Below are 21,770 nucleotides of genomic sequence, written 5' to 3'. Positions count from 1 at the left end.
TAGTATCACAACTGATAGATTTTTTCATTAGTTTATATTGACTTTTTTAAATATGACGCCAAAAAGCAGATTTCCCATAAGAGAAATCTGCTTTTATAAATTCGCGCTCACCGACGGAGCGGACATTCAGTTTTTATTTATTATCTCAAAGACACCATAGACTCATCGGTTCGTTAGCCTCGTATGTCTAACGCCTTCAGATTAACCGCGCTGATTAATAATCAGGTTGTCGTGAATAGCACGAACTGCATCTTTAACGCGCGCTTCGTCGATCAAACAAGCTACGCTGATTTCAGAGGTGGAGATAATTTCAATGTTAATATCTTCCTGGCTGAAAATGCCGAACATCTGAGCTGCTACGCCCGGCTGGCCTAACATACCGGCGCCGATAATAGACACTTTCGCCATTTGTTCGTTAATGCTGTAGCCTTCCATTTTAGTGTGTTTCTTCAATTCGTCCAACACTTCGCGGGCCAATACAACATCATCGCGGGTAATGGTGAATACAATATCAGTTACCGTATCTTCCACAGTGCGGATGCTTTGAACAATCATGTCCACATCTACGGATTTATCAGCCAAGCTCTGGAAAATTTTATGAGCTACGCCCGGTTTATTTTCAACGCCCATAATCGATACTTTTGCTACATTTGTATCGTCAGCTACCCCCATAACGGTATGTTTATTTGCTGCCATTGTATAGTCCTCCCGAATTATTGTCCCTTCTCTATCAGTGAATGTGGAACGCACATGGATAGGTACTCCATAGCGAACCCCCATTTCAACTGCACGCGGCTGCATTACACCTGCACCCAAACGTGCCATCTCAAGCATTTCGCCATATGTGATTTCTTCTAACTTTATAGCGTTCGGTGCAATGCGCGGATCTGTGGAATAAACCCCTTCCACATCTGTGAAAATCTCGCACACATCGGCACTCATAGCGCCGGCCAAAGCCACCGCCGTCGTATCGGACCCCCCACGGCCCAATGTGGTAATATCACCGGCATCGGTAATCCCCTGGAAACCGGCAACTACAACGATATTGCCCTTATCTAACGCGGCAAATACACGACTTGGATCAATATTTAAAATACGGCCTTTACCGTGATTATCACTACTGATAATCCCCGCCTGCTCACCGGTCATGGAAATAGCCGGTTGCCCTTTTTCCATAAATGCCATGGACATTAAGGCGATTGTAATCTGTTCGCCGATGGAAAGTAAGCGGTCCATCTCACGACCATACGGACGGGACGTTACTTCTTTAGCCAAACTAACTAAATCATCTGTTGTGTTCCCCATGGCCGAAACAACCACCACGATGCGGTCGTCTTCTTTTTTATCGCGTAGCACACGATTTACGATATTGTAGATTTTTTCTGGTGTAGCTACGGAGCTACCACCGAATTTTTTAACAATTAATGCCACAGCAATCCCTCTTTACTCAAAAACAACCATACACTAGTAAAATATATAAAAATAATCTAACACATATAGACGCCGTCTGTAAAGTAAAAATCTTTTTATTCTCTCCCTATCACAGCGTTTTACGCTCGCGCTTTCAATTCTTCTACGCGCGCTAAAAATTCCTCCAGGCTGAAATAGCCGGCCCGGCGGTCCAATTCCTTATCATCGCGATACACCACCAGTGCCGGTACAGAGAACACGCCCTGTTGCGCCGCCACAGCCGGTTCCTCTTTCACATTCACATAGGTATATTCCACATCCTTGTGGGTCGTAAGCCACTGATTGAGCTTTACATTTAGCGCCCCACAAGCCGGACAGGCTTCTGAACCATATTGAACAATTTTATACATATTAATCGTTCCTTCCTCTATTATTTTAAATCCTTTATTATTTTAAATCCTTTATTATTTTAAATCCTTTATTCTTTTAAAGTTATTTTGAATTCTTTCATTTCCAAGGTGTTAAGTTATGCGTACGCAGACATTTCCAAAGTTTCAAGTCATACGCAAACAACGTTTCTAAGGTTTTAAGTCGTATGCAAAAAAGCGCCAAGACCAAGGTCTCAGCGCTTTATCTAATTCAATGTAATTCACGATACATCGAATCCGCCATCAGGTTAAATTACTTATTTAACTACGATGTCTTTTTCGGATTCCCATAAACCGTGGATGTTGCAGTAGGAAGTAGCGATTAACTTACCGGATTTCTTAAAGCTTGCTACTACTACGCCGGCTGCTTCAGCATATACAGGGCCTTCGTTAGCGCCTGCAGGAGCTTCACCATGCACGTTGAATTCTAAGCGAGCTACTTCGTAAGGCAAAGTAGTACCTTCTTCAACATAATATAATTTTATCCAGGAGATATGATGTTCTGTTGTGTTAGGATGAGCAATGTCCTTACCTACTTCTAATTCGATATGAACCTTTTCACCGGCTGCTACTGTATCAGGTGCAGTAATTACAGGAACGTGTTTTTCATTTTTGAAATCTGCAGATTTTACGAAATTACCTAATGTCATTAGTATAACCCCCTTGGAAATTAAAATCGTCTATAAGAAAATTCTTATAGTATAACTTTATACTTTTTGTAAATTAAAGTTATCAAGTATTGATAATCATTTAACTTCACTTTAATTATACGCATATACAAGTATTTTTTCAAGCATTGACACGAATTATTTCGATATAAAATTTGAGTAAACTTTATATAAACCGGTAGTAAACTACAGGGACAACCAACTGAAAAATAACTTATATGCCGGGACAACAGCATGCCCTTTATATAGTTAACAGAGGGCATTCTTATTATACTTTAATCATAACTCCCAAAGCATTAACTAGAACTCAATGCCCCTCGCCGCTTTGATGCCCTGTTCATAGGCGTGCTTTACCGGCTCCATAGATGTTACTGTATGTGCCAGCTCAATAATTTCAGGGCGCGCATTACGTCCTGTAAGTATCATATGCAAATCTTTCGGCTTATCTTTTAAAAGCTGCACTACTTTCTCCGCATCCACCAGTTCGAAGCCAATGGCATAATTAATCTCATCCAACACAATGAGATCCCAGTTTCCGGACTGCACTTCGCGCTCCACCATGCGCCAACCTTCAGCGGCCGCTTCTTCATGAGCCTTAATTTCTTCCGGCGTGCTCTTCTGCTTATGGTACACAAAGCCCTTGCCCATCTGGCGAATCTCGATAGGGAGGCCCGCTTTGTTAAGCGCCTCTATACAGGTGAGCTCGCCATAGTTCATAGCCCCTTTGATAAATTGAAGAATCAGCACGCGCAAGCCCTGACCTACGGCGCGCATAGCCGTGCCCAACGCTGCGGTCGTCTTGCCCTTGCCGTTCCCTGTATTAACCAGAATTAATCCTTTTGGCAAATCAGCTGTGGAATGATTCGATGCATTAGCTGTTGATTTATTCGATACATCAGCCGGTCTGTTGGATGATGATTCATGCGTTTGATTATCTGTATGTTCTGTATGTTCTGTAGCCATAAGGGGCACCTCAATTCTTTCCGCCATATTGCCGCGCCGCTTCTATGAAACGGGCCACCGCTTCATCATTGCCGGCAAAGTTAATATGTAAATAGGACGCCAATACATTATCCTTGCTATAACCACCCACGTAGACCTGCTTTTTACGACCTCCTTCAAAGCGGAACGCCCAAGGGAAGTCTACGTCCTCGGCAGAGACTCCTGTTATCGAATCAGAAGTCTTTTCCGCTGAAGCTTTATCATCCTTCGAAACAGAATCATCCATCACTTCCATAGTGGAAAAGTGGAATTCATGGCCGCGCAGTGTTTCACCGTTCCGTACCAGCACTGTATCCTGAAGTGCGGTCGCTTCTACATATCCTACGCGTTGCAAACTGTCCTGCATGGCACAGCGCGCCGGCACAAGACCAACCATAGGCAATGTATTTTTTTCAAAATCCACTACCTCTTCAGATAAATACATGAGACCGCCACATTCCGCATACACCGGCATACCTGACCGGGCTGCTTCTCGAATCGCCTCTTTCATGGACTCGTTTTCACTGAGCGATTGCAAGAACATTTCCGGAAAACCGCCGCCAAATATAAGCGCCTCTACCTTTGGAATCGTCTTATCCCGCAACGGACTGAAATAAATAAGTTCCGCCCCTTGTACCTCTAAGACCTGCAAGCTCGCAGGATAGTAGAAGGAAAAGGCTTCATCGTAAGCAACGCCGATTTTTACAGACTGGTTAATATCCCCAGCTTGGTTAATGTGTCCAGCTGTTTTAAACTTAGAAGCATTTTTTGAATCCAACACCTCATGATATTTTACGGGCCCCTCTAAAGCAGGAGCTGACTCAGCAATTTTCAGAAGTGCATCAAAATCCAAGCTCTCGCCCATGCACTCGCTGATAACAACCAACGTCTGTTCCACATCCAGTTCTGTAACCGGTGTAAGCCCTAAATGACGCTCCGGCGATTTCATGCGTTCATCTCGATGAATAACACCAAGCACCGGAATATTCAATCGTTCCAGCCCATTGCGAATCATGAGTTCATGGTTAGCCGATCCGATGCGATTTAATATAACACCACGAAAATCCAATTCCTCGTCATAATCGCGAAATCCCTTAGCAATGGCAGCCGCACTTTCACCCATAGCTTTGCAGTCAATAACAAGCACCACCGGCGCCTGTAGCTGTATTGCAATTTCCGCTGTAGAGCTCACGCCGTCCCGTCCACCGTCATAAAGGCCCATTACCCCTTCAATGATGGACAAATCGGCTGTGGCTGAGGCATTTACAAAATAGTCGTTCAACTTTTCCGCTGGCACGAGCCAGGTGTCCAGATTATAACAGTCGCGACCGCTCGCTTCCTTGTGAAACCCCGGATCAATATAATCGGGCCCCACTTTAAACGCCTGTACCGCGTGTCCCACATCACGTAAATGACGCAACATCCCGGCTACAATTGTAGTTTTACCTACACCGGAATTCGTCCCTGCAATAACAAGGCGGGGACGTTTTACCGTTTCCTTATCAAGCATACGCCTTACCTCGTATCAATCTTATAGCGTTCTTATAATATTCTTATTAATATTTAGGGATTTCCCACTTATCGATCTTTACGCTTCGTCAAAATAGTTGATAAATAATTTAATTTCAAATCTTCAGGTAATTCATCTAAACCGCGATAAATCTCTTCGCCGTCCAAGCCGCAACGACTGATCATAACCGCTTCATCGGCCATGTCATATTTTTTAAGTGTTTCCTGAATTTCACCAAAGTTGCGATATACTTTCATGATTACCGCATCATCAGCAACGGCCAGCACCTTGTCGATTTTTTCCTTTGGCGCCGTAGCCGGCACAATAGCCAGCACTTCTTCTTTTTCTACGATCGGATAGCCAAGACGGGAGCCGATGGCACAGAAAGCCGTAACACCGGGAATCGTTTCAATATCATAGCCGGCATTTTCCACCAAGCGGTACACATACATGTAGGTACTATAAAACATAGGGTCTCCTAAGGTAAGGAATACCACTTTCTTACCTTCTTCCAATAAGCCCACAATAATGCGGCGTGCTTCTTCCCAGCCTTCTTGTTGCTGGCTGTTGTCAAGCACCATAGGGAACACAACCGGCACGATTTCCGTATGAGATTGAATATAAGGTTCTGCAATTGTAAGCGCTACGGATCCGTCCTTCTTCTCCGTTTTAGGCGTAATAATTACATCCGCCTCGCCAATAATGCGGGCCCCTTTTACTGTCATTAATTCCGAATCACCAGGTCCTACACCGATTCCATATAATTTGCCTTTCATAAGATGCTCCTTTTTACACTGTTATATACTTCTATATTAATATTAGAGAGACTACACTTCTCTTTAATATTTATTTAGTTAGGGACTATATTTCTATTTAATATTTGGGATTGCCGGTTTTCGTTTTGACCGCCCTTCATAGCGATTCGCCATCGCATCTTCCAAATGGGATGCATATAGCTTCTGAATGGTCTCATATTCGCCAAGGCCTTTTTCATGACGAACCACTTCAAAGCCGTCTGCTTCCAGCTGCTTTACCACACTATCCGGTTCATCACCGAAAATATCGTTTAGTGCATGATCTCCTGCCACCAGTAACAACGGATGGAGGTGAACACGTTTCGGAACAGGACCGCCCAATTGCTCCCAAGGCAATGCCACATCATCAATTTCAGGGAAACATTCCAATGCGGCAATGCGCACACGAGACAATCCGCTGCACAACAATTTCAATTGCAGCACACCGTAACAGCCGTTACCTACGCTCGTGCCACCATGGCCGATGAGTAGTAATCCCTCATCATCAGGAATGTTCAACGGCTTTATAAACGATTCAATTAAGGTTTCATAATCATCAGGGCGTTCTTCCTGCCCCATGAAATACAGCAAAGGACGACCAATTCGGACAGTTTTTAAATTTCCTTGCCCTTCAAACTCTAAAATATTGTGTTTTAATTTATCGAATTCTTCGCCACCGGTAAAATGCAATGGCTGTACATAAATCGTATCATAACCTTCAGCGATTAACGCTTCCATGGCCCCCAATTCCGTAGCGATTTCCTCGCCCCGTTCGCGCAAGCGTTTTATAATAATACGCGATGTAAATGCTAAACGCACTTCAAACTCAGGCCAGGTCTTTCGTATATGCTCCACAACCGGATTAATTTGCCGTTGTCGCGCCGTTTCTACCGTGGTGCCGAAGGCGACCACCAAAATTGCCTGTTTCATCAAAACCTCCCTGATTGAATCTTCACTATTACTTTCATTATACTAAACAAATTCAAAAACTCACATCCACTATTGTGACCTGTTTATTTCTATAAAAACAAAACGGCCCTGTTTATAAGGACCGTTTTATCTATCTTTAATTATCTGTCATATACGTTTACGTTGCTTGTTAACCTGCCAAATGTGCTACTTTAGACTGTTCCTGTTTCGATTGCCCCTGCTGTTTGCGTTCAATCATGCGAACAGACTGTGCCAAGTGTTTTAAGAACAACTCCTGAACGAATGGATTTTCGCCTAAGCCTTCATTCCAAATGGCTACGCCGTACCCCTCTTCGGTGAGTAGGGTTGCCACGGAATCGGAACGATCGCCGCCGAGGAAATCCATCAAATGCTCCGAGCCGATTAGCGCTAAAGGCACAACCAACACTTCTTTGTGATCAAGGCGTTCCAATAAAGTAAGCGCCTGTTTGAAGTTCGGGAATCCGTTGGATGTGAACACCGCCACATTTTGGCCGTTACCGTATAGGCATTTAAGCTGCAGCGCACTGAATTCCAATTGATTCTGGCCATTCGCCATCAACAATACGGATTTATTTAAGGCACGAATATTTACGTGTTTCATAATCGCATCAATAGTTGCCACATAATCATCAGCGTAGTTTTTTACGCCCAAGGAACTCAATAGCGGTTTGCCCACATGAATGCGCATGCCGCTGTTTCGATCCTGCGCATAGGTGAAAGAGGCAATCGCTTTGCGCATCTTCTGGTAACATTGATCGGCCACCAAGGCGAATGGCAATACGAAAACATCATTAATGCCCTGCCCTTTAAACTCGTTCAATGCATCGGATAATGAGTGTACAGGTGTATTATATTTTTCGTTCCATTTTTCAATGAGCGCATCCGCCAAAAATACGCGGCGCACAATGGCATCGGGATATGCTTTTTTAATCTTTGTTTCCATTATACCAACGGACTTCTCCACGGCCTCTCCGTAAATCGAGCCGAATGTTGCTAAGATAATACCCTTTGTACTCATACGATAATCCTCCATATTAATATACCTATAACATCATTACCATGATGGGACTATAAAAGTTCCGAAAACTGTCATATTTCGTTCTATCGAAAATTCTCGAAATGTATGTTGAATTTTCCTTTGATGGTATAATAATACGTTACTTTAGGAAGTAAGTCAATGAGAATTTATCTCATTTATGGTTTTATCATTGAATATCAATGATAAGATATAATTTTCATAATAAGTACCAAAAAGTATATCTAATTATAACGATTTACTTCGATTATTATCGATTTACCGCTATTTAATTGGAAACATAGTTCCCGAATAGATACTGCAGAGTGAGAGGTATTAATAATTACGATAATAAAAGTTGACTTCTTCATTCGGTCCAAATGAGAAATCCACTTCAAACCTCATAATTATCATTCAGTCACTTTATACTATTTTCATACATTTAATGTATTTTTATACATTTTAACAACTATTAAATCTCCAACATAATTATCTGAACTGCCATCATAATTGACGCTCCGAAACCAAATTAATGGCAACTCTGCTTATACCGCAGGTATTGTCATCATTTTATTGTAATTCTGTTATCGGTTTTATCAATTACTCGTATGCTCACAACAATTTCATACATCTAATGCTTATACTGTGCATATTGTTTTTTATGCGTTCCCATGCAAGTTACATAAATTGAATGCTTCACCGGAAGCACATGATCATCTGTTTGCGGAGCACATCACGATATCAATTGAGACTTTTATCGTTTTCGAAGTAGTTGCAGAAGTAATAGTAACAGACTTTTTCAGTTTTGCCTATCCCATTTTTATTCCTTCACATGCGTACATTCTTTTAATTGACAGGTACTTTATGATTTTGCTATGATAAAAAAAAGTAAAAGTGAATAAGACCATATCAGGTGTAACCCTACTTAATAGAGAAATGCAGTAAACGCTGCTGCGGTCCCGCCGCTGTGTGAGGGAGTGCCATCAATATGTCACTGGAGTTTCAGTACTCCGGGAAGGCGATGTCCACGATGAACTCGAGCCAGAAGAACTGCCTGAAATGGATTACCGTAAACCCACGAGAGATGGCGAGGTATATCGAAGTCAGCATGAAAACAATTCTTACTCACATCCCTTGTGTTAAAAAGTGATGTGGCTAAGGATATATTTGATTTGCCCTTATTATCCTCGACCGACTCTGTGGTACGAGGATTTTTTATATAGGGAGGCTATTTCGAAGGCCTTCGGATACTCATTCCAAAAGCTTTTTCGAAATATATTTAGGACAGCAAACTGTCCGGATTATAGTCAGGGAGGATTATTATGAAAAAACAGGTATTTAAGTATTCTATCACTGTAGCTCTTACTGTGGCGGCACTCGTAGGCGCCGGCTTTGTGAGCAATCCCGTTTCCGCAGCTTACACATTGAGCTCCGAAGTTAAAACGGCTACTCCGGCTCTATTGGAAGCCACTCAGATCGGTTTAAAAACATACAACACAACTGATCCTGTTCTTATGAATGCACCAAACAAAGACGCTATCGTAGTGATGAGCTTCGGTACTACATTCAAAGATACCCGTGATAAAACGATTACAGCTACTGTAAACGAAATTCAGGAACAACATCCAAATGTAAAAGTGGTAACTGCTTTCACATCTCACATCATCATCGACCGCATCAAAGCCAAAGAAGGTATTACATACCCTACTCCTGAAGAAGCGCTCGATCAATTAAAAGCTGAAGGCTACACTCGCGTTGCCTTAACTACATTAGACGTAATTCCGGGTATCGAATACAACTACAAAGCAGCTGTATTCAACACCTACAAACAAAACTTCAAAAAAATGACGTTCGGTACTCCGCTTATGTACTGGATGGGCCAGGAAGATCAGGCTGACGATGTAGTGGAAGTTGTAAAAGCGACCGCCACTCAGTTCCCTAAACAAGGACCGAACGATGCCGTATTGATCATGGCACATGGTACTCCGGATCCTTCCAATGCGTACTACTCCGTAATTCAGGACCGCATTGATTCCGAAGGTTTGAAAAACACCTACATCTACACAGTAGAAGGTAATCCTCGTTTAGAAAATATTATCCCTATTCTTAAAGCAAAAGGTATCAACCACGTAACCTTAATGCCATTCATGATGGTAGCAGGCGACCATGCGAACAACGATATGGCCGGTGACGAACCTGATTCCCATAAATCACAATTAATCGACGCAGGCTTTACAGTAGATACTTACATTCACGGTCTTGGTGAAAACCAGAAAATCCGCGACATCTACTCCGAACGTGCTGACGAAGCATGGAAAGCATTACAGGCGCCAACTGAGGCTGAATAATGAAATTTTCGAAGCATAACATACTCTTCTTCGTTGTGTCTCTTCTTACCTTGCTGGTCCTTGCAGGGTGCGGTAAAACTGATACAACACAGTCCAATGAGACCCGTACGCTGACTTACAAAGATCAGACCTATACGGTACCGGCAAATCCGCAGCGAATTGCGACCATGTCCAACTCCGTACTGGCTCTGCTCGATGCAGTGGGCGGTAAATCCATTGACCGCGTTGACAGCACTGAGCCGTTGCCTGATACGTTTAAGGACCTGCCTTCCATCGGCACTACCGCCAACATCAACATGGAAACACTGTTAGGTTTAAAACCTGACCTGGTACTTGGACTTGGCAACCAGCACAGTAAATACGAAGGACAATTACAGAGCAACCACTTGTCTTATATCCTCTTTAACTACGACGGCATAAAAGATAATGTACCATTGCTTCTGTTCTTGGGCGAATTAACCCACAACGAAGATAAAGCGAAAGCTGTTGTGGCCGACTATAACCGCAAGATTGATATTGCGAAAAAAGCCGCCGCTGACAGCGCCGCTCAGCAAGGTACCGCTAAAGTAGCCGTTCTGCGCGCTACAGCCAAAGCGGTAACCGCGGAAACAGACTTAGCCATTACGGCGTCCATGGTCAAAGAATTAGGCATGAATAATGTAGTCCTCAGCAGTGGTGACTACGACCATTCCGCCAAAACGATTCCTTATTCCTTGGAAAAATTGACCGTTGACGATCCGGACATTATCTTCATTTCCACTATGGGTAAAAAAGATGAAATCACTAAAACCATGGCCAAAGAAATGACTGATAATCCGGCTTGGCAAAATCTGAAAGCCGTACGCAACAATAAAGTTTTCTACCTGCCATCAAATTACTTCTTACTCAATCCGGGACTCCATACTCCGGATGCGATGGCAGAGCTTGTTAAAATGGCTTACAATAAAGAGGTAATATTTTAACACCTATCCTTAAAATACGCTTTACTCTCTAACCTCTTTTGTAAGATATAGGTATACAAAAAGGAGTTCCTCCCTCGGGAGTGAACTCCTTTTTGTTTGTCTATATTTCGTTAAAAGCCTTTCAACATTGCCCTCACCCAAAGGCAATGTATCTGCGCACTACGTTGAAATACTTTCCAAGCTTACTTCAAAAGACCCTTTATCTTTATATACGGCGCACCGCGCTTCTCGCCCTCTTCAATGCGGGCACTGACAGCGAATACGTCACGCAACAGTTCTTCCGTGAAAACTTCGGCCGGTGTACCCACCGCCTTCAGTCCACCTTTATGAATGACCCCCACTTCATGGGCATATTCCGCAGCCTGGTTCAACTCGTGCAGTACCATGACTACGGTAAGTTGCTTTTCTTTATTTAAACGCTGCAACAGCTCCATAATTTCGAGCTGATGATTGATGTCTAAATACGTGGTCGGTTCGTCAAGCAATAGAATATCGCTCTCCTGCGCCAGCGCCATGGCAATCCACACGCGTTGCCGTTCACCGCCGGACAGAGACTGCACAATCTGATCCTTTAAGTGCAATGTCTTCGTGGCCCCCAACGCCTCTTCTACGGCGATTCGATCTTCCCTTGCGGAATTTATCCACCATTTCTGATGGGGATAGCGGCCGCAATATACAAGTTCTTCCACCGTCATATCGCCGGGCACTTCCGGAGACTGCGGTAAGAATGCCACCGTATGAGCCAGCGTACGGGCGGAATAGGATTCCAAAGATTGACCGTTTATGGAAATGCGCCCCTTATGAGGCTTTAAGTTGCCGATAATACATTTTAACAAGGTACTCTTGCCGCAGCCGTTCGGTCCTACGAGCGCCGTAATGCGTCCTTTCGGAATTTGCCAGTTTATATCCTTCAGCACATCTTTTTGAACGAAGCTTACGTCTAACCCTTCTACAGCAATGGCTGTCTGTTTTTCACTCATTACGCTTCCCTCCTCAATAAATACAGGAAGAAAGGTGCTCCCAGAAAAGCCATAATAATGCCTACCGGTACTTCCACCGGCGCAAAGGCTACGCGCCCTATAGTATCGCTGATAATGAGCACCGTGGCGCCCAAAAATGCCGACCCGGGTAGCAAATAAGTATAATCATTGCCGATAATCATGCGCACCACATGAGGAATAACAAGCCCTACGAAGCCGATAAGGCCCGCTACGCTGACCGCGCTGGCCGCCAATAAAGCCGCTACGGCAGTCATCATAAAGCGCGTCTGTTCCACCGGAAGGCCAAGACCTTTCGCCGTTTCATCGCCAAGACTCAATATCGTAAGGCGTCGGGAACCGAAGAAAGCCAATAATAAGCCCCCAATGGTATAAGGTACTAATATATACACATGTGGCCAACTGCGCGCGGACAACCCACCGGCCATCCACAGCAAGGCACCCTGCACGCGATCGCCGTAAAACACGAGCAATGCGGAAATGCCGGATCCGAGGAAAGCGGCCACCGCCACGCCGGCCAATATGATACGCGTAGGTCGAATCCCCTGTTTCCAAGCCAGTGCATACACCAGCAAGGCCGCCGCCATAGCGCCCACAAAGGCCACCAGAGGCACTAAATACTCCCAGCTGGGAAATAAAATAAAGATGATGACACCGGCCAAACCGGCACCGGAGGAAACCCCTACAATCTGCGGGTCTGCCAAAGGGTTTTTCATAACCGCCTGCAAGATGGCACCGGCTACTGCCAAGTTAGCCCCCACCAGAGCAGCTACAATATTGCGTGGAAAACGGATATTCCAAATAACCATGTCTTCCGTATCTACCAGAGACGAGCTCCACAAGGTATGCCAAATTTTTCCCAGTGAAATATCGGCCGCACCGTAAATCAGAGAAATGACCAGACTGGCCAAGGCGAGTCCGAGAAACAGAAGCACCCATGCAAGGCGCCTGGCCTTGCGTGATTTTCCTTTCTTTACAGTAGCAGCAGTATTTACATCAAAATCAGATGACGATGAAGTCATTACTTCTCATCCTTCCCTTTCACAAAGAGCATGCCGTCCCGTTTAACGCCGGTGTAAAGCAAGGCATTAACAACGGACGCTGCAATGGAACTGCCCCCTTTATTGCCTTTTACAGTGATATAAGGCACAGGAGATACTTCCATTAAATAATCTTTGGACTCCGCTGCGCCCACGAATCCTACGGGAATGCCGATAATCAGAGCCGGTTTAACGCCTTCTTCCAAGGCGAGGCGCAATACTTCGTACAATGCGGTTGGTGCATTGCCGATGGCTACAATCTGACCATCCAAGGCTTTGCCGAATGTGCGCATAGCGGCGATGGAACGGGTCACGCCCAACTCTTTCGCCATTTCAGCCACTTTTTCATCTTTAATGAGACAATGTGCTTCACTGCCGCGCAACGCCAAGGCCCCTTTATTGATACCGGTGCGCACCATTTCCACGTCGCAGTAAATGTGAGCGCCCTTTTCGATGGCTTCAATCCCTTTCGCTACGGCCCCTTCACTGGTGCGAACGAGCTGCGCATACTCCACATCGCCGGATGCATGAATCGTACGGGAATATACGCGGATTTCATCATCGGTTAAGTTCAAATCCTTCACATAGGGATAAATTAATTCCATACTTTTATCTTCAATTGCTTTCGGGTTTTTAATGTAATTATTCATCCTTTAAATCCTTCCATAATTCATAAAACTCATTTACATCCGTAATGGTAACGGCCCCTTCCGCCAGGCGAGGGCGATCAATCACAATGACATGAAGCCCCAGGTCCATAGCCGCTTTCAACTTCGTATCGGAGCCGCCGATAAGGCCTGAGTTTTTCATAACCACCACGTCTGCACCGCTATCCTTAAACATAACGCGGTTCATATCATAGGAAAAAGGTCCCTGCATGGCCACAATATCTTTCGGCGACACATTGAGCTCTTCCATCATGGTTAATACTTCCGCCGTTGGCAGTACGCGCGTCCAAACACGCTTGCCTTTCAAAGCCTGTGCTTTCGCAAATATGTGCATCGTCTTGCTGCCGGTAGTCAAATAAACACATTGTCCTAATCGTCCCGCCAATTCCGCCGCTTCCGTTTCATTCGCTACATGATGAAGCTTATCATAGTCCGGCAACGGAACTTCCTTGCGCTCAAAACGCACATAGGGAATGTCCATGTCACCGGCCGCTTCGCGAGCGGTAGCGGTCACCACCGCCGCATAAGGATGACTGGCATCGACAAGCAGGCTCACCTGTTTGTCGCGAATCAACGCTTCCATCGCCTCTTTATCGAGACGCCCCTGATGAACTTCAATACCTTCATGGGCTGCCAGTTGCGCACCATATTGACTGACCACGGACACCAACACAGCCTCCTGCGTATGCTGCTGAATCTGAACGGCCAAGGTGCGACCGTCCACAGTTCCGGCTATGACCCAAATCATAATTTATAGCCTCGCGGCGTAATCATGCGGCCATTTTCCACATAGGTCTGGCTGTTGCCGATAATAACCAAGGTCTGCATGTCCACTTCTTCCTTCGTGAAATGTTCCAAGTCGGAAATGACCATGTGCTGACCGGCGCGGCCGGCTTTTTGCACAATACCGACCGGTGTATCCGGCGATCTGAACTTGAGTACAATATCGCGCACTTCATCCAAATGAGTAATGCGCTTCTTACTACGCGGATTGTACAAGGCGATAACCATATCACCTTCCGCACTTAAGGCGGCGCGTTTTTTAATCAAATCCCATGGCGTCATCAAGTCGCTGAGGGAAATGACTGCAAAGTCATGCATAAGCGGTGCGCCCAGTACGGCAGCCGCCACATTAACGGCACTGAGGCCAGGAATAATTTCTACGTCAGGACGTTCTTCGGCAGGCACTTTATTGGCCAATTCCATAACTAAACCGGCCATGCCGTAAATACCGGAATCACCGCTGGATACAACGACCACCTGATGACCGGCACGCGCCAAATCCACAGCCTGTTGGCAACGATCCACTTCCTGCATCATGGCGGTGCCCACTGTTTCCTTATCCTTAATCAAATCGGCAATTAAATCTAAATACGTCAAATACCCAACTACACGGTCTGCCGCTAAAATAGCGTCTTTGGCCTGGGGAGTCATAAACTCCTCATTGCCCGGGCCGATGCCGATTACCTTGATTGTACCTGTGCAATGGCTATGGTTATGTTGGGAAATCTTGTTTTCTTCAGTAATAATGTTTGACTGTTCGCTTCCAATAATGCTGTTGTCTCGCATACGTTGCCTACTCCTATCGTTTCTTTAACAAATTTCGACTCTTCAAGCCCTTGCGTTTCTATCACTTCTCTTATTGCTTCGGGACTGTGAAAATGAATGGGCCGGTCGAACTCTCTCGCCGCCGCCAATAATCCCGCTTCATCCTGTTTTACCGTCACGGAACCTATACTCCGCACGCTTTTGGGACTGCGCTTTACCTCTCGGAGCGCCTCCTCTATAGCCGCCACAATCGCCTCTTTCGGCGTATCACGACGGCACCCTATACCTAATGTAATTGTCTTGGGCCGTAAAAACAAAGTCCGTTCACAACCGCGCATCACCATGTCGGTAATAATTACGCGCATCCCTTTAAAATCATCGTGGCACAACGATTGTCCACACGCCGTAAAGGGATTAAACTTCGCCACCTCAATGCCCATCCGATTGGCCACTTTTTTATATTGATTGCTAAAATACAGTGTATCATCCAAGTAATAGCGAACCGGTTCTTTAGCCACAATAGCCGCATTTACCGCTTTTAGAACAGCAAAGTCCTCTACTTCACATTGCAGCTTGCGGGCCAGCACATCGGGCGCCGGCAAGCCGTTCACATCGGTAGCAGTGGTAATGACCGGAATAGCATCGACCAAACGAGCCACTTCCTGAGTCCACTCATTGGCCCCACCCAAATGGCCGGACAATAAGCTGATGGCAAATTGTCCCTGTTCATCCATAACGACTACGGCAGGGTCCGTCGATTTATGGACAATAAAAGGGGCGATGAGACGCACTACAATCCCTGTGGCCATAATAAACAACAGGCGGTCATACTCTGCCATCAACTGAGGCATCATGGACTTGAGCGATGTAAAGTACGCGTGAACCTCTGCGCCTGAACTCCGCTCTTCCTTCTCGTAAATATGAACTTCATCATAGGCATTGGCAATCTGCTGCCCTAACTTTGCACCTGCAGCCGTAACCGATACAATAGCCGTCTTCATACACTCACCCCGCTTTTACAAGCTTTAACGCGCGTCCAATATATCTCTTCTTAGATGTCTCTTACTCTTTCGCGCTGCGATACATGTGGCTGAAGCCCTTGTCGTAGAGCTTCGATAATTCGTAATCGCTGTCCAACACCTTGCTGACTACAATCATAGCCTGACGAAGCACGCCTTCCTTCGCCACAATCTGTCCGATAGTCTCCAAGGTGCCGCGAATAATGCGCTGATCCGGCCAGGACGCTTTTACCACGATGGCTACAGGCGTCGTTTTATCGTAACCGCCGCGAATCAACTCTTCCACCACTTTGTCCATCATTTGAACACTAAGGAAAATACACATAGTCGCCTCATGAGCCGCCAGTAAAGCCAGCTTTTCTTTAGGAGGCATAGGCGTACGCCCTTCCATACGTGTAATGATTACAGTTTGACTCACGTTAGGAAGCGTGTATTCCTGCTTTAACGCAGCTGCCGTAGCCAAGAATGAACTTACCCCCGGCACCACTTCGTAATCGATGCCTAACGGGTTCAGTGCATCCATCTGTTCCTGAATGGCCCCGTAAATAGCCGGGTCCCCTGTATGAAGGCGCACAATCAGCTTGCCTTCAGAAGCGCCCGCTTTCATAACGGCCAGCACTTCATCCAAGTTCATCGTGGCACTGTTATAAATCTTACAGGACGGTTTGCAATCTGCCAGAATCGCCGGATTTACCAAGGATCCTGCATAAATCACGATGTCCGCTTCTGTTACCAATCGGTAACCCTTGCGCGTAATCAGTTCCGGATCTCCCGGGCCGGCACCGACAAAGAAAACCTTGCCGGTCGGCACTGTTGCTTGCATATCAGAACCGGTCATACACTCGCCTCCTCATCTTGTGCCACCTTCGTTGCCGTGACAATAAAAATCGGGCTCAACGGATCCATCATATGATACGGACCGGCTTTTTTGAAACGGCTTACAGCCATCTGATACCCTTCATAAGTAAAGGGACGCTGTTTCAACGCTTTCAAAATAGTATAACCGGTTTCCATAGTCACAGCCGTTACAACGAGACGACCGCCGACTTTTAACAGGCGTTCCACTTCGTCTAAAATGACTTCCATACCGCCGGCGCTGCCTCCGATAATCACCGCATCAAGAGCCGGCAAAGTGTCCATACCTTCCGGCGCTTTCGCCTTAATGGCCGTCAAATTCGGCGTATTAAACTTCGCTTTATTCTGTTCAATAAGGTCAATCCCCTTATCAAATCGTTCAATCGCATATACATGCCCTTTAGGAGCTCCCAGCGCAGCTTCAATAGATAACGAGCCTGTGCCGGCGCCCACATCAAGAACGATACTGTCTTCCTGAATGTGCGCTTCATTGAGCACAGCCATGCGAATTTCGCGCTTCGTCATAGGTACATCGCCGCGAATAAACTCCTCATCAGGAATGCCATAAAAATGAGCCATACGAACTCCTTTCCAACGTTAAAATATATGTACTTTATTCTCCGTGAGCAAAGGCAATAATAACCGCATGGGTAAAGCCTTCGCTTTGCGTCATTGTTTCCAAGGTAAACTCTTCCACATGTTCATCTTCGTAACTGAGTCGTTCACAACCGACAATACGGCAGTCGGACGGCCATCCATGGTCCATGAGAACCTTGGCAATCGCCGCACCGTTATATGTTTTATCGGTTAAAAATCCCAGTTTCCGATTCGGTGCATACAGGAGTGCCTCTTCAGGCGGTACGCGTCCGTGGAAGCTCAATAAGTCTGCATCTTGCCACACTTCATTGATGCGGGCAAAGGCAAAAGTCATGGAACTGATTCCCGGTACCACTTCAATAGGATACTCAGCGAAATTGCGTTTTAAATAAGGCAACAAGCTATAATACCCGGTGTCACCGCTCACCAGCACCACCACATCGTGTTCTGCCAGCTGTTCCTTGAGCCATGCTACCAGTTCTGTAAGCTTACCGGTTACCGGGTAGGTGGTTTGGCCTTCATGAGCAAAATCGAGCAAAGCCCGTTCGCTGCCTACAAGTACGGTCGCCTCTTCAATGAGTCGCAGTCCCTTAGGCACCACATAGTCAGGATTCCCCGGACCAATGCCCACTACATAGAGGGTATGTTCCATTCCGAATCACCTCCCATGCGCTTCGCCTCTTTGTCCATGGCGAGAATTTTGCCGTCCAATGTAGCAATCATAACCCCTACATGGGCTTCATTAGCAATGTAGCGCTCCGAACGCAACGAGGCTCGGTCCGCAATGCGTTGGTATACACCGGTCAAGTGTTCCCGCTCCAAAATCGGCATAACCGCTTCTGTAGTGTTACATTCCATAATTTCCTGTACCACCTCACGGCTCGCCCCTTCCAGCGCCGCATAGGCCATAAGCGTTTCAATACGGCCATCGCTCATGCGGTTATGCGTATGGAAACTGCCGGAGGCCAATTTCACAATTTTACCGATGTGGCCGATAATTAAAATATCTTTAAAGCCGGCCTTCACACATTCTTCCAGCATGAAGCCGATAAAATTACTGGTTTCCGCCATCTGTATCGGGGAAATGCCAAGCTTCTTTTGTCCCAAGTTAAGGCCGATGCGCCCCGGCACGAGAACCGCCGTTTTATAGCCGGCCGCTTTCATAACATGAAGCTGAGGAATTAAGGAATTTTTAAACCCTTCCTCACTCATAGGCTTCACAATGCCGGTGGTTCCGATAATGGAAATACCCCCTTCGATACCCAAGGTGGCGTTTAAGGTTTTCTTGGCCAGTTCACGGCCGTTCGTTACACTGACCGTTACCAGCACCCCTTCCGCCGGAGGACAAAGTTCATTGTACACGAGCCCCATCATGGCGCGCGGTCCCGGATTGATAGCCGGTTCACCTACAGAAAGTGCCAGGCCCGGCTTAGTCACCGTACCTACACCGCTGCCCGCTTCAAATCGAAGCACGCCGTCATGAGTAAGTGTTACCGTAGTAACCACTTCAGCTCCGTGAGTTACATCCGGATCGTCGCCTGCATCTTTAATAATCGTGGCTTCCGCCATTTCAGAGGAAATTATGTCAATGCCGGCCACAGGAATATCAATCGTCTGTCCCTGCGGATTTGTAATTGTAACCTGACGAGGATTTTCGCCACGTAAAAGCGCCAAAAGGGCCGCCTTCATTCCCGCCGTTGCGCAGGATCCGGTCGTATAACCGCTGCGCATTTCTTTATGCACAAAATTCTTTGTTGATTGATTCGTGGCCTTTTGACTGTCTGTCATGTCCTCGCCTCTTTCCTAACTATTTGTTAAATCACAAATCCCCATACACCTATATTAAAAATTAATACCCGGAGCTCGATTCCCCTCAGAAGTAAGCAAAGAGCAGCGTAACTACGCTGCTCTTCCCAACTCACAACTGCGTATGAAGCCGTCTCTGGCAGGTACCTTATCACACAGTTTCCTCTTACAATACGTATTCTGTAAATCCCTATTAGGAACGGAAGTTTACGAACTGTAATTCTACAGGTAAATCCTGTTGTTTCAACATTTGGATAACTTCCTGTAAGGAGTCCTTATCTTTGCCGGTAACACGTACCTGGTCTTCCATAATCTGAGCCTGTACTTTCAGCTTCATGTTTTTAATCATTTTAACAACATCTTTAGCCGTTTCTTTGTCGATACCTTTTTTGATGGTAATAATCTGACGCACCGTAGCACCGGAAGCAGGTTCAACCTTGCCGTAATCCAAGTTTTTCAACGCCACATTACGTTTAACCATTTTGCCCTTGATAACATCCACAACGGCATTTAATTTATATTCATCATCAGAAATAACTTTGATAGTCTCTCCTTCTAAAGAGATCTCGGATTTACTGCCGCGAAAATCATAGCGTGTGCCAATTTCCTTCTTTGCTTGATTGATAGCATTATCCACTTCCTGCATGTTAACTTCTGATACAACGTCAAATGAACAATCTTTAGCCATGTATGACTCCTCCTAATAAAAATTGATAATAATATATAAACATTATACCATTTTTAGAAGTACTTTGAATATTGTAAAATACATACGAGAGTTATTCACTTTATTCTTCTGCATGCTTCGCACTTTACTCATCTAGCTCTACATGTGTCGCTCGGTTTATTCGTTTATCTTTGTACATGTTGCGCACTTTGCCCTTATACAAATTCTACGCTTCCCACTTGTATAAACTCCGCTCCTTCGATACAATAAATTGTTACCCGTAAACTAAACAACGGAATTAAACGTACATAACAGAATTGAACGTACATAACAGAATTGAACGTACATTCCAATACAATAAATAAACGTTACACCTTGCCATTGGAAGGTTTTCCTTATACCTCAACACAGAGGAGTTGAAATATTTTTTCCTATGAACACAATGATTGATCAAAAACCATTACTACATATTCATATAGATCCGGAAGTTACACGCATGTCCGTAAACCACGCGGTACGTCGCGAAGGCGTTTCTCAAGCATTACGCCGCCGCTTGCGCACGGACGGCATTATCTTCATCAACAAGGAGCGCGCTCATTGGGATGCACTGCTTCAAGGCGGCGACGAGCTCATCATCTACTGGCAGACTCAGCCGCGCTTTGAACCTTGGGAAGTGGAGCCGCCCATTGTCTTTGAAGACGAACATATTGTAGTGGTGAATAAACCGACGGGCTGGCTCATGCACCCTACCTCCACTGAGCGGCTTCACACTTTGGCGAACAGTCTGATTTATTACTACAACAAAACCAGTCAGACTAATGCATCATTCCATCCGGTCCATCGCTTGGATAAGGACACGTCAGGTCTGGTTATTATTGCCAAAAATGCCTTGGTGCAGCACGCCTTTTCAAAAGGACATACAAAAATACAGAAACTCTACGAAGGCCTGTGTGACGGTCGCTTTCCGGCGCCCCGCATCAGCGTGCATTGGCCCATCAGCCGCAAAGAAGGCAGTATCATAGAACGCACCTGCTCACCCTACGGCAAACCGGCCTGGACTGACATTACCTGTCTCAATGCGTCACCACGCCTGTCTCACTTGCGATTTCTGTTACACACCGGGCGTACACATCAGATTCGCGTCCACATGTCGCAACTCGGATATCCCCTCGTCGGTGACGATTTATACGGTGGCAGTTTAGACTTACTTCAACACCAAGCCCTCCATGCAAGCGGGCTTCAATTTGTCCACCCCATGACAAAAGAGCCAATTCAACTGAGTGCACCCTTACCGGACACATGGAAACCCTTACTACAGGCGAATTTCTCAGCCAAGTAAGCCTGTGAGCACTCAAGGGCGTTGACCGCCACGTATGCTTGTCTTTCCCATTATGCATAAATAGCAGTAGCCGATTACGGCGCTTCTTGCTATACTGAAGTTAATGTAAATTTCAATTTTAATTATGTCTTAATTAATTAGGTTTACCTTGTAAATCCCGCAATTA

General features: G+C 45.6%; 22 protein-coding genes and 1 riboswitch. Of the genes, 3 read left to right on the top strand and 19 right to left on the bottom strand.

Annotated elements, in window-relative coordinates:
• Positions 1-201: 201 nt before the first annotated feature.
• From KHZ77_RS05940 to KHZ77_RS05905, 8 genes are all read right to left on the bottom strand, one after another.
• Positions 202-1,431: an aspartate kinase gene (locus KHZ77_RS05940; RefSeq protein WP_295196655.1), complete on the bottom strand. Its 1,230-nt coding sequence runs from the start codon at positions 1,429-1,431 to the stop codon at positions 202-204.
• Between the two features lie 119 nt (positions 1,432-1,550).
• Positions 1,551-1,820: a thioredoxin family protein gene (locus KHZ77_RS05935; protein ID WP_295196652.1), complete on the bottom strand. Its 270-nt coding sequence runs from the start codon at positions 1,818-1,820 to the stop codon at positions 1,551-1,553.
• A gap of 275 nt (positions 1,821-2,095) precedes the next feature.
• Positions 2,096-2,488 carry a class II SORL domain-containing protein gene (locus KHZ77_RS05930; RefSeq protein ID WP_295196649.1) on the bottom strand — a complete coding sequence of 131 codons (393 nt, stop codon included), beginning with the start codon at positions 2,486-2,488 and terminating at the stop codon, positions 2,096-2,098.
• A 318-nt stretch (positions 2,489-2,806) separates the two neighbouring features.
• A complete protein-coding gene (gene cobO, locus KHZ77_RS05925) occupies positions 2,807-3,469 on the bottom strand; it encodes a cob(I)yrinic acid a,c-diamide adenosyltransferase (protein WP_295196647.1) in 663 nt (220 codons plus the stop codon).
• Between the two features lie 10 nt (positions 3,470-3,479).
• Positions 3,480-4,997, bottom strand: coding sequence for a cobyrinate a,c-diamide synthase (locus tag KHZ77_RS05920; RefSeq protein ID WP_295196644.1), 1,518 nt, complete (start codon positions 4,995-4,997; stop codon positions 3,480-3,482).
• A gap of 68 nt (positions 4,998-5,065) precedes the next feature.
• Positions 5,066-5,773, bottom strand: coding sequence for a precorrin-2 C(20)-methyltransferase (gene cobI / locus KHZ77_RS05915; RefSeq protein ID WP_295196643.1), 708 nt, complete (start codon positions 5,771-5,773; stop codon positions 5,066-5,068).
• A 93-nt stretch (positions 5,774-5,866) separates the two neighbouring features.
• Positions 5,867-6,721: a sirohydrochlorin cobaltochelatase gene (locus tag KHZ77_RS05910; protein WP_295196641.1), complete on the bottom strand. Its 855-nt coding sequence runs from the start codon at positions 6,719-6,721 to the stop codon at positions 5,867-5,869.
• Positions 6,722-6,890: 169 nt separating this feature from the next.
• On the bottom strand, positions 6,891-7,760 hold the full coding sequence (locus KHZ77_RS05905) for a sirohydrochlorin cobaltochelatase (protein ID WP_295196639.1): 870 nt from the start codon (positions 7,758-7,760) through the stop codon (positions 6,891-6,893).
• A gap of 891 nt (positions 7,761-8,651) precedes the next feature.
• Positions 8,652-8,830, top strand: a riboswitch (cobalamin riboswitch).
• A gap of 249 nt (positions 8,831-9,079) precedes the next feature.
• On the opposite strand from KHZ77_RS05905, the gene KHZ77_RS05900 reads away from it, so the two are divergent.
• Both KHZ77_RS05900 and KHZ77_RS05895 read left to right on the top strand, forming a co-directional pair.
• Positions 9,080-10,105 carry a sirohydrochlorin cobaltochelatase gene (locus KHZ77_RS05900; RefSeq protein ID WP_295196637.1) on the top strand — a complete coding sequence of 342 codons (1,026 nt, stop codon included), beginning with the start codon at positions 9,080-9,082 and terminating at the stop codon, positions 10,103-10,105.
• A complete protein-coding gene (locus KHZ77_RS05895) occupies positions 10,105-11,067 on the top strand; it encodes an ABC transporter substrate-binding protein (protein WP_295196635.1) in 963 nt (320 codons plus the stop codon). The genes KHZ77_RS05900 and KHZ77_RS05895 overlap by 1 nt, the downstream gene beginning before the upstream one ends.
• A gap of 182 nt (positions 11,068-11,249) precedes the next feature.
• On the opposite strand, the gene KHZ77_RS05890 is transcribed toward KHZ77_RS05895, so the two are convergent.
• From KHZ77_RS05890 to KHZ77_RS05840, 11 genes are all read right to left on the bottom strand, one after another.
• Complete coding sequence (locus tag KHZ77_RS05890; protein WP_295196634.1) at positions 11,250-12,047, bottom strand: ABC transporter ATP-binding protein; 798 nt, start codon at positions 12,045-12,047, stop codon at positions 11,250-11,252.
• Positions 12,047-13,087, bottom strand: coding sequence for an iron ABC transporter permease (locus KHZ77_RS05885; protein ID WP_295196632.1), 1,041 nt, complete (start codon positions 13,085-13,087; stop codon positions 12,047-12,049). Before KHZ77_RS05885 ends, KHZ77_RS05890 begins: the two co-directional genes overlap by 1 nt.
• Positions 13,087-13,755, bottom strand: coding sequence for a precorrin-8X methylmutase (locus KHZ77_RS05880; protein WP_295196631.1), 669 nt, complete (start codon positions 13,753-13,755; stop codon positions 13,087-13,089). The genes KHZ77_RS05885 and KHZ77_RS05880 overlap by 1 nt, the downstream gene beginning before the upstream one ends.
• On the bottom strand, positions 13,748-14,521 hold the full coding sequence (gene cobK, locus KHZ77_RS05875) for a precorrin-6A reductase (protein ID WP_295196629.1): 774 nt from the start codon (positions 14,519-14,521) through the stop codon (positions 13,748-13,750). The genes KHZ77_RS05880 and cobK overlap by 8 nt, the downstream gene beginning before the upstream one ends.
• Entirely contained in the window at positions 14,518-15,207 is a 690-nt protein-coding gene (cobJ, locus tag KHZ77_RS05870) for a precorrin-3B C(17)-methyltransferase (protein ID WP_295196627.1), read from the bottom strand. Before cobJ ends, cobK begins: the two co-directional genes overlap by 4 nt.
• Positions 15,208-15,236: 29 nt before the next feature.
• Positions 15,237-16,322: a cobalt-precorrin 5A hydrolase gene (locus KHZ77_RS05865; RefSeq protein ID WP_295196626.1), complete on the bottom strand. Its 1,086-nt coding sequence runs from the start codon at positions 16,320-16,322 to the stop codon at positions 15,237-15,239.
• A 61-nt stretch (positions 16,323-16,383) separates the two neighbouring features.
• Positions 16,384-17,178 carry a precorrin-4 C(11)-methyltransferase gene (cobM, locus tag KHZ77_RS05860; protein ID WP_295196624.1) on the bottom strand — a complete coding sequence of 265 codons (795 nt, stop codon included), beginning with the start codon at positions 17,176-17,178 and terminating at the stop codon, positions 16,384-16,386.
• Positions 17,175-17,774 carry a precorrin-6Y C5,15-methyltransferase (decarboxylating) subunit CbiT gene (gene cbiT, locus KHZ77_RS05855; protein ID WP_295196622.1) on the bottom strand — a complete coding sequence of 200 codons (600 nt, stop codon included), beginning with the start codon at positions 17,772-17,774 and terminating at the stop codon, positions 17,175-17,177. Before cbiT ends, cobM begins: the two co-directional genes overlap by 4 nt.
• Positions 17,775-17,808: 34 nt before the next feature.
• The gene (cbiE, locus tag KHZ77_RS05850; protein WP_295196620.1) at positions 17,809-18,444 is read right to left on the bottom strand and encodes a precorrin-6y C5,15-methyltransferase (decarboxylating) subunit CbiE; all 636 of its coding nucleotides are present in this window, start codon (positions 18,442-18,444) and stop codon (positions 17,809-17,811) included.
• The gene (gene cbiD / locus KHZ77_RS05845; RefSeq protein ID WP_295196618.1) at positions 18,423-19,580 is read right to left on the bottom strand and encodes a cobalt-precorrin-5B (C(1))-methyltransferase CbiD; all 1,158 of its coding nucleotides are present in this window, start codon (positions 19,578-19,580) and stop codon (positions 18,423-18,425) included. The genes cbiE and cbiD overlap by 22 nt, the downstream gene beginning before the upstream one ends.
• A 211-nt stretch (positions 19,581-19,791) precedes the next feature.
• Entirely contained in the window at positions 19,792-20,286 is a 495-nt protein-coding gene (locus KHZ77_RS05840) for a YajQ family cyclic di-GMP-binding protein (RefSeq protein WP_295196616.1), read from the bottom strand.
• A gap of 421 nt (positions 20,287-20,707) precedes the next feature.
• Between KHZ77_RS05840 and KHZ77_RS05835 the strand changes: the two genes are divergently transcribed.
• On the top strand, positions 20,708-21,604 hold the full coding sequence (locus KHZ77_RS05835) for an RluA family pseudouridine synthase (protein WP_295196615.1): 897 nt from the start codon (positions 20,708-20,710) through the stop codon (positions 21,602-21,604).
• Positions 21,605-21,770: the final 166 nt, after the last annotated feature.

The sequence above is a fragment of the Veillonella sp. genome (assembly GCF_018364065.1).
In the GTDB taxonomy this organism is placed as follows: Bacteria; Bacillota; Negativicutes; order Veillonellales; family Veillonellaceae; genus Veillonella_A.
The sequence above is the reverse complement of the archived record's forward strand: the minus strand, read 5'-3'. Positions and strand labels throughout refer to the sequence as shown.